Source organism: Halorubrum sp. T3, from assembly GCF_000296615.1.
Lineage (GTDB): Archaea > Halobacteriota > Halobacteria > Halobacteriales > Haloferacaceae > Halorubrum > Halorubrum ruber.
Genome location: NZ_JH815329.1, coordinates 687,304 through 700,075 on the forward strand (window position 1 = coordinate 687,304; position 12,772 = coordinate 700,075).

Below are 12,772 nucleotides of genomic sequence, written 5' to 3' on the forward strand. Positions count from 1 at the left end.
CCTACACGGTGGTAGGTGCGGCCGTTGCCGCTGCCGCCGTGACCACCGGTTCGACCCCACCGCATTCCACAAACAATGACAGGCCGCGTGTTCCGACTTCATTCGACGCTCGAACTGCCCCTCGAAGACGTAGAGACGTACTTCGACGAAGACCCCGATCTGCCGGAGGAGATCGACGACATCGACATCACGCGTCGAAACAACACACTCATCATCAAGGCCCTGTCCGACGACGAGTCGATCAGCAAGTACACGCCCACGGCGCAGCTGAAGGCGTCGGTCACGGAGACGCGCGTCTGGGAGGAGGAGCCGCCGCGCGCGGGCGGCCCGCAGTGGATGGACGACGAGGAGGAGGAGATCCCCTCCGAGCTCGTCGAGTTCGCCTGCTTCAAGGGCGACCGCGAGACCGTCCTCCAGAACTCCGCGCTCCAGTACCCCATGTTCCGGGTGCTCCGCAAGATCGCGACGCTCTCCGAGAAGGGGACGCTGACCGCGATCACCGAGGAGGACGGCGAGCTCGAGGCGACGCGGATCGTCGAGGGCGAGCCCCGCCCCGCCAGCATCGAGGTCGTCGAGAGCCCGCAGGGCGCGGGTGAGGGCGACGGCGGCGTCAACTGGCGCGACAACGAGTTCATCTCGGAGTAAACTACCCTACCCTACTCGCTCACGGCGCTGCCGTTCGCTTCGTTGAGGGTAGGGCTTTCGCGTGGACTCCCGTTCTGGCCATCGCTGGCAGGCTCGTAATCACCGTTCACGTTCAACGTCCCGCGATTCAAGCGCACGTTTACGGGTGCGCCTCCACCCGACGACGTTTGCGCCGAGCGGAGATGCTTCAGACCGATATTCTTCGCCGCGTTGTAGTCGGCGTTCACTTCGTAACCGCACTTCTGGCAGCAGAACCGCGCTTGTGTCTCGCGGTTTTCTCGGAGTGTCGTCCCGCACTTGGAACACCGCTGGGAGGTGTAGGCGGGACTCACCTGCTCGACGGAGATGCCGACTATCTCGGCTTTGTACTCGACGTACTCGAACACACGTTGGAACGCCCACGCGTGGAACTTCTTGGCGTTCGGCATCCGCTCACGAATGCCGGTCAGGTTCTCGAACGCGATCACGTCACAGTCGTATTCGACGGCTTCCGCGACGAGTTCTTTCGAGACTGTGTGTAAAAAGTGGTCGTAGCGGCCTGTCTCAGTACGTCCGACCGATTGGATGGTTTCGTGAGCGGCCCGCGTCCCGTGCTGTTGGAGCGACCCGCGCCGCTTCTCGAACTCGCGGTGCCAGTGGTTCAACTCTGCCCCGTTCCAGAACGTGCCCGTGGAGGTGACGGCGACGTTTTCGATGCCGAGGTCAACGCCGAGGACTGTGTTGTGCCCGTCGTTGCCGTCGTCGGCAGTCTCGAACTCCGCGTCCGCCTTTGTGCGGACGTGAAGGTAGAACTCGCCGTCGCGGTAGTGGAGTTCCGCGCCTGTCACTTCGTAGTCGTCGTTGAACAGATACTCCGAGTGGGGCGTCTCGCGGTTCTCGTCGGGGAGGACGTACTCTGCGGTGATGCGTCCTTCGACGGTCGAGAGCGTCGCGTGGTCGTCGTTGAACGTCGCACATCGCTTGTCGTAGACGAGCGTCGGTGCGGAGAAGTTCGGCTTCCCCGCGTAGTCACCTTGCTTCCACCGAGCGACGACGCTCTGGACGGCGTCGGCGGCCTTGTTGCGAGCGTTCTGGACGAGATTCGCTTGGAGTCGCGTCTCGGCCCGCACGTCGTCGTAGGTTTCGCGTTGGAGTTCAGCTTTGCTCGTGGTCTTGTATTCGCCTTGCCACGCGTGGTCAACGACGTAGTTGGCGGCCCACAGGAACTCGGAGATGGTTTCGTGGAGGAGGGCGGCGTCGCTGTCGGCCACGTCGAGTTTGACGGGGACCGTGCGACGTACCTCCATCCGTAATTCAGACGTTACGCTAAGTTTTTATAATAATACTGTTTTTGGAGGAGAGGTAGCCACGTGTAGAACGTGGTAATGACGGTATCATGTCGGTTCCCTCCCCGGCCTACTCGCTCCCTTCGGTCGCTCCTTGAGGTCGGGGGCTCCACCTTGAATTACGCTGAAGCAGCGCGCTCGCCGCGGCGTCAGCGGTCGGCCGACGGCGTCGTCGTGCGACGATTCATCGCGTCGAACCCGCCTTTTAAATCCGCGATCAGGTCGTCTACCCCTTCGATGCCGACCGACACGCGGAGCAACGTGTCCGAGATCCCGAGCACTTCCCGCTCCGCGGGCGAGAGCGGTTCGTGAGTCATCGCGGCCGGCAGCTCGATCAGGCTCTCGACGCCGCCGACGGAGACCGCGAGCGTGAACTCAGTCAGCGCCTCGACGAACCGCTTCGCGTCGTCTATCGTCCCGTCGAGTTCGAACGAGAGGATCCCGCCGAACCCGGACATCTGCTCGCGGGCGAGCTCGTGGTCGGGATGACTCGACAGCCCCGGGTAGTACACGTCGCTCACCTCCACCCGTCCGTCGAGGAACTCGGCGACGGCCGTCGCGTTCGCCTCGTGTCTCTCCATCCGCGCGGCGAGCGTCTTGGTGCCGCGTAACACGAGGTAGCTGTCGAACGGTCCGCTGACAGCGCCCACGCCGACTTGCTGGAGGAACCGAATCTCCTCGGCCAGCGCGTCGTCGTCGGTGACGACCGCGCCGGCGATGGCGTCGGAGTGACCGTTGAGGTATTTCGTCGTGCTGTGCGCGACGACGTCGGCGCCCAGTTCGAGCGGGCGCTGGAAGTACGGGCTCGCGAACGTGTTGTCCACGCCGAACAGCACGTCTCGGTCCGCGACCAGGTCGGCGATACCGGCGATGTCACACAGCGCGAGCTTGGGGTTCGTCGGCGACTCCATCCAGACGACGGCGGTCTCCTCGCGGAGCGCGGCCGCCACGTTCGCTGTGTCCGTCGCGTCGACGTACGTGACGTCGACACCGAGGCGCGACCGGAACACGTCGTCGAGCATCCGACGGGTGCCGGCGTACAGGTCCTCGAAGGCGACGACGTGGTCGCCGGGGGTCAGCCGAGCGAGCAGCGTCGTGAATATCGCCGCGGTGCCCGAGGCGAACGCGGCCCCGTGAGCGCCGCCTTCGAGCGCGGCGATTCGGGTCTCCAGCGCGTGTCGGGTGGGATTCGACAGCCGGCCGTAGACGAACTCGCCGGCGGCCGGGTCGACGTCATCCAGTCTCATCTCGGTGTCGAGGCCCGGCAGGGCGAACGTCGACGAGAGGTGAATCGGCGAGACGACGTCGCCCGCCTCGCTCCCGTTCTCGAACGGCTCTTCGCCCTCGGTGACGGCGAGCGTCTCGAACGTCGACTTCGATCGGTCTTCCATACGCGAACTCCGACGCACCGTCGCTAATAGTTTATCATTTTTCATTAATAATACTGGATTTCCGGATAACTCGCGGGGATATTACTGTTCGATCGACAGATCGACGCGTCCGACAGCCGACAGTCGACGGTCGTCAACCGGGACCGTCGACGATTTACGTGGGCCGGGCGTTCCCTCGCCAATGACCGACGACTGGCTGAGCCTCTTTTCGGGCGGCAAGGACTCCTCGTGGGCGCTGTACCGCGCGTTGGAGGAGGGCCTCGACGTCTCCCGACTCCTGACCGTCCACCCCGCCGGCGACTCGTACATGTACCACACGCCGGCGACGGAGCTCGCCGCGCTCGCGGCCGAGAGCGTCGGGATCGACCTCGTGGAGGTGTCGCCCGACGACTTCGGCGCGGACGACGTCGACGACGCGGGCGCGCAGGGCGACGCCGAACTGGAGCCGATGGAGGCCGCGCTCCGCGAGCTCGCCGCCGCGGACGACGTCGACCTCGCGGGTGTCACGGCCGGCGCCGTCGAGAGCGAGTTCCAGACGAACCGGATTCAGGCGATGTGCGACCGTCTCGGGATCGATCTGTTCGCGCCGCTGTGGCAGGAAGACCCGGTCGAACTCGCGGAGCAAATGTTCGACGCCGGCTTCGAGATCCGGATCGTCCAGGTGGCGGCGTACGGCCTCGACGAGTCGTGGCTCGGGCGGCGGTTCGACGCGGACGCGCTCGACGAGCTGCTCGAACTCCGCGAGGAGTACGGCGTCCACCCGCTCGGCGAGGGGGGGGAGTTCGAGACGTACGTCGTCGACGGCCCCCACATGGACCGTCGCATCGACCTCACGTACGACGCGGTGTGGGAGGGCGACCGCGGGCACGTCGAGATCCGGGACGCGCGGCTGGAGTGAGTCGAAGCTGTTTCTGAAGCGGTCGAATCTGCCCGCTACGGCCAGCTACCGGCCTGATCGTACGCGTCCACGATCCGGCCGATGCCGACGACGTACGCCGCGGTGCGGAGGTTGTGGACGTCGTTCGACTCGTAGGTGTCGACGAGCGTGTCGAACGCGTCCGTGATCACGCGTTCCAGCTCCTCGTTGACGCGCTCCTCGGTCCAGCTGAACCGCTGTCGGTTCTGGACCCACTCGAAGTAGGAGACGGTGACACCGCCCGCGTTCGCGAGGATGTCGGGAACGACGTGGACGTCGCGCTCGGCGAGCACGTCGTCGGCGCCGGGCGTGAGCGGCCCGTTGGCCGCCTCGACGACCAGCTTCGCGTCGACGTCCGCCGCGAGCTCTTCGTCGACCGCGTTCTCCAGCGCGGCCGGGACGAGGCAGTCGACGTCGAGCGTGAGCAGCTCGTCGTTCGTGAGCGCTTCGGTGCCGGCGTAGCCCGTCACCGAGCCGGTCTCGGCCTTGTGCGCCTTCACCTCGCGCGGGTCGAACCCGTCGGGGTCGTGGATTCCTCCAGAAGAGTCGGAGACCGCGACCACGCTCGCGCCGAGGTCGTCGAGCAGCGCGGCGGCCACGGAGCCGGCGTTGCCGTACCCCTGAACGGCGACCGTCGCGCCCGCGAGGTCGCGGTCGAGCCAGTCGAACGCCTCGCGGGCCGACAGCGCCACGGAGCGGCCGGTCGCCTCGACACGGCCCTCGCTGCCGCCGGAGTCGAGCGCCTTCCCCGTGATGACGCCGGGCGCGGTGGTGTTTTCGAGGGTCTCGTAGGTGTCTTTGATCCAGTTCATCTCCCGCTGGCCGGTGTTGACGTCCGGCGCGGGGATGTCGCGGTCCTCGCCGATCAGCGGGCGGAGTTCGGTCGCGAACGCGCGCGTCATCCGCTCTAATTCGGCCTCCGAGTAGTCGGCCGGGTCGATCGCAATTCCCCCTTTTCCGCCGCCGTAGGGGACGTCGACGACGGCGCACTTGTACGCCATCCAGCCGGACAGCGCCTTCACCTCGTCGCGGGTGACGCCCGGGTGATAGCGGATCCCGCCCTTGTACGGCCCCCGGTCGCCGTTGAACTGCGAGCGGTACGCGCGGACGGTCTCCAGAGTGCCGTCGTCGCGCTCGAACGTCAGGTTCGTCTCTAACACCCGTTCCGGGTTCTGCAGGCGCTCGATGACGCCTGGGTCGGCGTCGACGACCGCCGCGGCGTCGTCCACCTGCTCTCGCAGACTCTCGAACGGGTTCGCCTCAGAAGACATACCATCACGTGCCGGCGGCCGGAGGTTAACTGTGACGACCGGTACGGAAATTGTGTGTGTCGACACCGCACACAGCCACCCCGGAAGCGCGGACGGGCGACTCGAAGATAGCGCGGACGGGCGACTCGAAGGCAGCGCGGACGGGCGACCCGGCCTCAGCGGTCGCCGTCGGGCGCCCGGTCGAGGATCCGCTCCGCCTGCGCGATCAACGGGGCGTCGATCATCTCGCCGTCGACCTGGAAGACGGCTCGGCCCTCCCGTTCCGCCTCGTCGCGCGCGTCGAGGACGGCCTCGGCCCACTCGACGTCCTCGGGATCCGGCGTGAACGCCTCGGTGATCGGCGCCACCTGCGCCGGGTGGATCGCGAGCTTCCCGTCGTAGCCGAGCCGCCGCGCGAACGCCGCGTCCTCGCGGAGCCCCGCCTCGTCGGAGAAGTCCGTGTACACCGTGTCGATCGCGTCGACGTCGGCCGCGCTCGCCGCGAGGACGACGTGTTCGCGGGCGTACAGCACCTCCGTCCCCTCCTCGGTCCGGGTCGCGCCCACGTCGGCCGCGAGGTCCTCCGCGCCGAACACGAGCGCGTCGGTCGCGTCCGCGGCCGCGATCGACTGCGCAGAGAGCACTCCCGCCGCGGTCTCGACGAGCGCGAAGACCGCGAGGTCGCGCCCGCGCTCGACGCAGAGGTCGGCGACGCGTTCGACCCGATCCGCGGCCTCGACCTTCGGGAGCATCACGGCGTCGAGGCGGACGTCGTCGGTCCCGTCGCCGGTTCCGTCACCGGTCCCGTCCTCGCTACCTCCCCCCAGCACGCCGTCGAGGTCGGACGCGGGCGCCTCGGCGGTCAGCCGCACGCAGACCTCCGCGTCGGGGTCGAACGAGGGGTCCGCGAGGACCTCGCCGACGGCCGCCCTCGCCTCGTCCTTCCGGCCGGGGGCGACGGCGTCTTCGAGGTCGAAGCAGATCACGTCGGCGCCGGCGCCGGGCGCCTTCCGCATGAGATCGGGGCTGTCGCCGGGCGAGAACAGCAGGCTTCGTCTGGCCATGTCGAGGCCTCCCCGCCGTCGGATATAAATCGTGGGCGTCAGGGGTGGATCGTTTATAAATAAACGAGGTGATGCGGTGGCGCGTGCCTGCGAGCGGCCGCCCTCGGCGGCCGCGAGGCAGCACGCGCGAGGGAGTCGCGACCGGAGCGAAGCGGAGGGAGCGACGAGGCTGGGGAGGCGTGAGGTGCGGTGCTGAGTGGGGCGGGACTCAAAGGGGCAGTCGCGAGGAGCGCGGAGGCGTTCACGAGAGCGGAGCTCTCGTGAGCCAATCAGAACGCGAAGCGTTCTGATGACGACGTAAGGACCGCAGGGAACGAGCGGAGCGAGTGACCGAGGACCGCAGCGAGCGTCCGCGCTCCTCGCGGCTGGGGCTTTGGCGGTGTTCGTCGCCGATCTACAGTCGGTTATTTATAAACGACCTTCTGGGAGTTTGGCGGTGTCTACCGCCGATCTATAGTCGCTTATTTATAAGTGAGCGGCTGGGGCTTTGGCGGTGTTCGTCACCGATCCGCTATCAGTCATTTATAAGCGACCTTCTGGGAGTTCACCGATGTTCTCCGCCGAGCCATCTCCTTATAAATAACACCGAACGCGATTCGTCCGATTCAGCCGAACAGTCCCTTGATCCTGTCGACGACCGAACCGTCCTCCTCGGCCTCCGCCTCGGCCTCCTTCCGCTGCTGCTCGCGCAGCTCGCGGAGCTTCGCGGCCTGGTCGTCGGTCCCCTCGCCGCTGTCGGTCTTCACGTCCCCGCCCTGGAGCCCCTTCAACTCGGAGACCGCGTCGTTGACCGTGCCGGAGGTCGTCCGGGTCTCGGTCGCCGACCCCGCGAGCTTCTCGGCGTCGACGTCGGCCTCGTCGACCGCGCTCGTGTTCAGCTCCAGCCGGCGCGTCTCGGAGCGCTCGACGCCGCCCCACGTCAGCTCCGCGTCCTCAAGCTCGCGCTCGATGTCCGCGCGAACCGACTCCTCGGTGACCGCCTCGCCGCCGGATCCGGTCGCTTCCGACCCCGACCCGCCACTCGCGTCCGCGGCGCCACCCCCGGTGCCCGCACCGCCCGCCGCGCTACTCACGGCTTCGCCGCCCGCGACGCGCTCGACGCGGTGTGCGACCAAGGCGCCGCCCGTGGCGCCGATGACCGCCACCAGTCCGAGCGCGTAGACGGCGACGATCTGCGCGCTGTAGTCCGTGTTGACGACGACGTTCCAGTTGTGCGGGTACGCCCATGTGAACGCGCCCGTGGCGGCGAGCGTGACCGCGATCCCGGCGCCCGCGAGGTACAGCATCCGGCGGTCGACCGGCAGGAGAACGACGATGCCGAACAGCAGCGCGGGGAGCCCCACGGCGCCCGCGACCGCGGCGACCTCGCGGACCGCGAACGTCGAGGCCGCGGTCGGGTCGAGCGTCGCGCTGTAGAGGAACACGACGACCCCGATCACCCCGAGCGCGATGCCGGCGGAGAACAGCCCGAAGCCGGCGTACACGTCGATCGTTCGGTCCGGGTCGCCGACGTAGCGACGGTAGTACTCGATGAGGACGTTCTCGGCGTCCGCTTCGCTCATATCCGAACGTTTCCGCCGAGTGTAATGACTGTTACCCCGAGCGCGCGGTCGGGGCCACGCCCTTCGCGACCGAGTCCGCCCTCCGAGTCCCCCACCCGACCCGTGCGTTTTTCACCGCGGGCGACGAGGTTCCACGCGAGAATCCGTGTCGCACGAGTGCCCCCGCTGCGGCGCCGAGCTGTCGTCGCTCTCGCTCGGCGCCGCCACCGCCGTCGCCTGCGACGACTGCGGCTACGCCGACGTCGAGGCCGACCACTCCGGCGAGCCGGAGTTCGCCGAGAGCTGGGCGGACGCGCTCGCGCGCTTCGAGGAGAACCAGTAGCCGCCCGAGCCACAGAACCAGTAGCCCCGGACCCACACTATGCCCACGCTCGACATCACCGACGACCACGCCGACCGGATCGAAGCGCTCCGCGAGGAGCTGGAAGCGGCCCACGCCGGCCCGTACGCCTCCGTCGACCGCGAGGACGCGCTCGCGTACCTGCTCGACCTCGCGGACGCCGTCGACGACCCCGAACGCGTCGCGGCGCCGACGAGCGACGAGGGCGGCGCCGACACCGGCGACGAGAGTGGCGCCGACACCGGCGACGAGAGTGGCGCCGACACCGGCGACGAGCCGACCGACGCCGTGAGCGAAGCGGCGGCGGCCGACGCGGCCCCGTTCGACCGTGACCGCGCCCGCGAACTCCTCTCGGCGCGGAACCGACGGGACGCCGACCCCGACCCGGATGACCCGATGGACCTGTCCGACATCGCCGCCGCCTTCGACGTCACCGGGCGCAGCGAGATGACGAAGGACGAGCTCGTCGACGCGATCCTCGACGCGGCCGAGACCCTCGCCGCCGACCCCCTCGCGCGCGTCGACGTCGACCTCGACGCGGGCGAGGCCGCGGATGAGCCAGTCGAGGACGCCGCTGACGAAAACGACTCGGTCGAGGACGAAGCAAGCGAAGATGACGCCGGTGGAGACAGTACCGGAAGCGACGACGACGGCGGCGCCGGACAGCTGGACGCGATGATGAGCCTCCTCGACACCCACGCCGACAAGTGGCGAGAGGGGGACGGCGACGCGCGGTACGAGGTCGACCTCCCCGACGGGAGCGTCGAGACGGCGCGGACGAAAGACGACGTGCGCGCGCTGCTGTTCAGGAACTACTGACGACGACCACACAGACCCATGGGATTCATCGACGCGGTCCGCGCGTGGCTCTTCGGCGCGGACGAAGCCGACGGCGCGGACGAACCGGGCGACGAGACGGAAGCGAGCGACGCCGACGAGGCCGACGAAACCGCGACCAACGATGACCAACCCGACGGCCTCGACCCCGCGGCCGCCACCGAGACGCGGACCGCGAGCGCCACCGACGACGCGGTCGACGCGCTCCGTGACGTGCGGGAGTCGCAGGGTGTGGGGGATCCGACCGACTCGAACGGAGGGGACTCGAGGCCGCCCGACGACGACCGCCCGAAGTCGTCCGACGACGGCGGTACCAACCGTTAGGTACCCGGAGGCGAACAGGGGGGTATGACAGACGCGGACGCGCCCGGCGACGCCGGCGAGTTTCGGGACCTCGACGATCTCCCCGACGACCCGACCGACCGCGAGTACGTGGAGCGAGCGATCGGGCTCTCGGAGGCGGCCGTCGAGGCAGGCAACACTCCGTTCGGCGCGCTGCTCGTCCTCGACGGCGAGGTCGTCAGCGAGGCGCGCAACGAGACGCGGACCGAGGGCGACGTGGCGGCGCATCCGGAACTGACGCTGGCGCGGTGGGCCGCGCGCGAGCTCGACGCCGACGAGCTGGCGGCGTGTACGATGTACGCCAGCACCGAGCCGTGCCCGATGTGCGCGACCGCGATCCACTACGCGGGGATCGGGCGGGTCGTCTTCGGCGTCGACGGCGAGACGCTCGGCGAGCTCTCCGGCGGCGTGGTGCCGATCCCCCTCGAAGAGGTGATCCGGCGCGCGGACGGCGACACGACCGTCGAGGGCCCGATCGCCGTCGACGCCGCGATGGCGGTCCACGACTCCTTCTTCCGCGAGTCGTGACGCCGGAGTCGGACGCCGGCGACGCCGCGGAGGGGGGTTCGCCGGCGATTCTCTCGGTCGGCGCCGCTGCCATCGACGAGTGGTACGCGGTCAGCAACCTCCCAGAGCCGGACGGCGGCGCGTTCGCCGGCGAGGTCACGTCCGCGTTCGGCGGCGTCGGCGCCAACGTCGCGGTCGCGCTCGACCGTCTCGGCCGCGACGCCGGCCTCGTCAGCCGCGTCGGCGACGACGAGTACGGGCGGCGCGCGCTGGCGTACCTCGCCGAGACCGGCGTGGACGGGACCCACGTCGCGGTCGGCGACGACCCCCACACGCGGTCGCTCATCCTCTGCGACCCCGACGGGGAGCGCGCCATCGTCACCGCGGGCGAGAGCTTCCGCGGCCTCCGGCTCGACGACGACGCGCTCGCGGCGATGGCCGACGCCGACGCCGTCTTCCTCACCGCCTACGCCCCCGACCGCGCGGCGCGGCGGGTACTCGACCGCGTCGAGTCGCTCCGGGAGGGTGCGGCCGACTCGGGCGCGACCCCGCCCGCGCTGATCTTCGACCTCTCCGGGTCCGTCGAGGAGCTGATCGGGCGCGGGACGGAACCGGCGACGATCTACCGGTTCCTCCACCGTGCCGACCTGTTCGTCGCCGACGGGGTCGCCGCGCCCGCGTTCTTCGGCTCGGCGGAGGCGGCGGTCGAGCGGATCGCGGACGCGCAGACCGCCCCGACCGACGCCGGCCCCGAGTCGGGATCGGCGTCTCGGTCGCGACGCGGCCCGACGTGGCCCCGCGCGGTCCTCACGCACGGCGCGGACGGAATGACGGCGGTCGCCGGGGGCGAGGTGACCGAGTTCGACGCGTTCGACGTCGAGACGGTCGACACGACCGGGGCCGGCGACGCGTTCACCGCCGGGCTTATCGACCGGTGGATCGCGGGGGAATCGGCGAAAGCGTCCGCGGATTCATCTGCCGCTCGCGACGGCGTCGCCTCCGGCGTCAGGTTCGCCGCCGCGGTCGCCGCGATCAACTGCACGAGCCGGTTCACGCAGCCCGGACTCCCGACGCGGAGCGAGGTCGAATCGTTCCTCGCGGAGCGGGGACTCGGCCCCGACGGGAGCCGGTAGCGAGGAGGGGACTCGGACGGATCAGCGAACCGCGTCGGCGGCAGCGACGAGGTCGGCGACGCGGTCGGCATCGACTGGGGCCGTCGTCTCGCCGCTCTCCTTGAGCGCGGTGCCGACGACCGCGCCGTCCGCGACGCCGAGCAAGTCGGCGACCGTCTCCGGCGTGACGCCGCTGCCGACGAGGACCGGCGTGTCGAGGCCGTGGCGGTCACGCTCGGCGACGACCGATTCGAGGGCGTCGTCGTCGACCGCCTCGCCGGTCCCGGACCCGGAGGCGATGACGGCGTCGGCGAGGCCGCGCTCGGCGGTGTCCGCGAACGACTCGGCGGTGTAGCCCGCCGGCGTCAGCGGCGCCGAGTGTTTCACGTCGGTGTCGGCGAAGACGCCCACGTCGACGCCGAGGCGGTCGCGCAGGCGGAGCGTCTCGTGGGCGCGACCTTGGACGATCCCCTGATCGGTCACGCGGGCGCCGGTGTGGACGTTCACGCGGACGAAGTCGGCACCGACCGCGGCGGCGACCGAGAGGGCGGCCTCGGCGTCGTTCCGGAGGACGTTGATCCCGAGCGGGAGGTCGGTTTCGTCGGCGACCGCAGTCGCTGCGCGGGTGACCGCGGCGACGACGTGGGGCGGAACCTCGTCGGGGTAGAAGGGCGCGTCGCCGAAGTTCTCGATCACGATCCCGTCGACGCCGCCGCGGTCGAGCGCCCGCGCGTCGCTCGCGGCCCGCTCGACCGCCGCGCGCATCGCCTCCCGCCCGTCGTCCGGCGCTCGGGGGGCGCCGGGGAGCGGCGGGAGGTGGACCATGCCGAGGAGCGGCGCGGCCGTGCCGAAGGTAGATTCGAACTCCATCGTCGGGGCCGAGGAGGCGCCCGGACAAAAGCCTCCCCACAGCGTTTAGGCCGCGGGTCGCCTCCCGCCGAACGAGATGGGAATCGACGCGACGGACCCCGGTGACGGCGACGTGACGCTCGTCTTCTCGCTCGGCGCCGCGCGGTCGCTCGCCGACCCGGCCGCGGCGTTTGCCGACGCGCGCCGGTGGAGCCGCCACGTCGGTATCGTCGCGAACGAGGCGGAGCAGGTCGCGGCGTTCGCCAGCGACCACGGGGTCGACAACGACTACGAACTCACGAACTGGGACAAGTGGGGAACGCTCGCGGACGTCCGCGAGGAGAGCGCCGCCCCGCGGTACGTGTTCGTCGGCACCACCCGCGCGGACGAGCGCGTCGCGTCCGAGACCGGCTACGAGTTCCTGCGGGTCGACGAGGCCGCCGAGAAGGCGGGCTGGGAGCTCTCGGAGCCGGGCGCGGCGGGGAGCGACGAGGACGGCAGCGACGGACGACTTGCCCGACTGCGGAGGACGGTCCGCGACGCGCTCTCGCGGCTCCGGTGAGTTCCCGGGCTCCGCTCGTCGGGATCGGTGGGGCTCGCCCGCGGAAGGTACAAACCGCTCGTCGCCTAAC

The 12,772-nt window shown here is 69.7% G+C and carries 14 protein-coding genes; 8 read left to right on the forward strand and 6 right to left on the reverse strand.

The window, feature by feature from the left end; translation table 11 throughout:
• The first annotated feature begins 75 nt into the window (after positions 1–75).
• Complete coding sequence (locus B378_RS0105595; RefSeq protein ID WP_017342832.1) at positions 76–645, forward strand: hypothetical protein; 570 nt, start codon at positions 76–78, stop codon at positions 643–645.
• An 11-nt stretch (positions 646–656) separates the two neighbouring features.
• On the opposite strand, the gene B378_RS0105600 is transcribed toward B378_RS0105595, so the two are convergent.
• Positions 657–1,931 (reverse strand): RNA-guided endonuclease TnpB family protein, encoded by a 1,275-nt coding sequence (locus B378_RS0105600; protein WP_017342833.1) that lies wholly within the window; start codon positions 1,929–1,931, stop codon positions 657–659.
• 188 nt (positions 1,932–2,119) lie between these two features.
• On the reverse strand, positions 2,120–3,361 hold the full coding sequence (locus B378_RS0105605; RefSeq protein WP_017342834.1) for a PLP-dependent aspartate aminotransferase family protein: 1,242 nt from the start codon (positions 3,359–3,361) through the stop codon (positions 2,120–2,122).
• Between the two features lie 181 nt (positions 3,362–3,542).
• Between B378_RS0105605 and B378_RS0105610 the strand changes: the two genes are divergently transcribed.
• A complete protein-coding gene (locus B378_RS0105610; RefSeq protein WP_017342835.1) occupies positions 3,543–4,259 on the forward strand; it encodes a diphthine--ammonia ligase in 717 nt (238 codons plus the stop codon).
• A 35-nt stretch (positions 4,260–4,294) separates the two neighbouring features.
• Here the strand turns inward: B378_RS0105610 and B378_RS0105615 are convergent, their stop codons facing one another.
• From B378_RS0105615 to B378_RS0105625, 3 genes are all read right to left on the reverse strand, one after another.
• Positions 4,295–5,548, reverse strand: a complete 1,254-nt coding sequence (locus B378_RS0105615; RefSeq protein WP_017342836.1) for a Glu/Leu/Phe/Val dehydrogenase — start codon at positions 5,546–5,548, stop codon at positions 4,295–4,297.
• A 155-nt stretch (positions 5,549–5,703) separates the two neighbouring features.
• Positions 5,704–6,591 (reverse strand): CoA ester lyase, encoded by an 888-nt coding sequence (locus B378_RS0105620; protein WP_017342837.1) that lies wholly within the window; start codon positions 6,589–6,591, stop codon positions 5,704–5,706.
• Positions 6,592–7,196: 605 nt separating this feature from the next.
• The gene (locus tag B378_RS0105625; RefSeq protein WP_017342838.1) at positions 7,197–8,153 is read right to left on the reverse strand and encodes a hypothetical protein; all 957 of its coding nucleotides are present in this window, start codon (positions 8,151–8,153) and stop codon (positions 7,197–7,199) included.
• A gap of 145 nt (positions 8,154–8,298) precedes the next feature.
• Here B378_RS0105625 and B378_RS17035 point away from each other — a divergent pair, with 145 nt between their 5' ends.
• The 5 genes from B378_RS17035 to B378_RS0105650 are packed head-to-tail and all read left to right on the forward strand — an operon-like array spanning position 8,299 to position 11,312.
• Positions 8,299–8,475, forward strand: coding sequence for a hypothetical protein (locus B378_RS17035; RefSeq protein ID WP_004596155.1), 177 nt, complete (start codon positions 8,299–8,301; stop codon positions 8,473–8,475).
• A 39-nt stretch (positions 8,476–8,514) separates the two neighbouring features.
• A complete protein-coding gene (locus B378_RS0105635; protein WP_017342839.1) occupies positions 8,515–9,312 on the forward strand; it encodes a hypothetical protein in 798 nt (265 codons plus the stop codon).
• 18 nt (positions 9,313–9,330) lie between these two features.
• Positions 9,331–9,654: a hypothetical protein gene (locus tag B378_RS0105640; protein WP_017342840.1), complete on the forward strand. Its 324-nt coding sequence runs from the start codon at positions 9,331–9,333 to the stop codon at positions 9,652–9,654.
• A gap of 24 nt (positions 9,655–9,678) precedes the next feature.
• Positions 9,679–10,200 (forward strand): nucleoside deaminase, encoded by a 522-nt coding sequence (locus B378_RS0105645; RefSeq protein WP_017342841.1) that lies wholly within the window; start codon positions 9,679–9,681, stop codon positions 10,198–10,200.
• Positions 10,197–11,312, forward strand: a complete 1,116-nt coding sequence (locus B378_RS0105650; RefSeq protein ID WP_017342842.1) for a carbohydrate kinase family protein — start codon at positions 10,197–10,199, stop codon at positions 11,310–11,312. Before B378_RS0105645 ends, B378_RS0105650 begins: the two co-directional genes overlap by 4 nt.
• A gap of 21 nt (positions 11,313–11,333) precedes the next feature.
• Here B378_RS0105650 and B378_RS0105655 read toward each other — a convergent pair whose 3' ends face one another.
• Positions 11,334–12,161: a BtpA/SgcQ family protein gene (locus tag B378_RS0105655; protein ID WP_017342843.1), complete on the reverse strand. Its 828-nt coding sequence runs from the start codon at positions 12,159–12,161 to the stop codon at positions 11,334–11,336.
• A gap of 76 nt (positions 12,162–12,237) precedes the next feature.
• Between B378_RS0105655 and B378_RS0105660 the strand changes: the two genes are divergently transcribed.
• Entirely contained in the window at positions 12,238–12,702 is a 465-nt protein-coding gene (locus B378_RS0105660; RefSeq protein WP_017342844.1) for a hypothetical protein, read from the forward strand.
• The last annotated feature ends 70 nt before the right edge of the window (positions 12,703–12,772 follow it).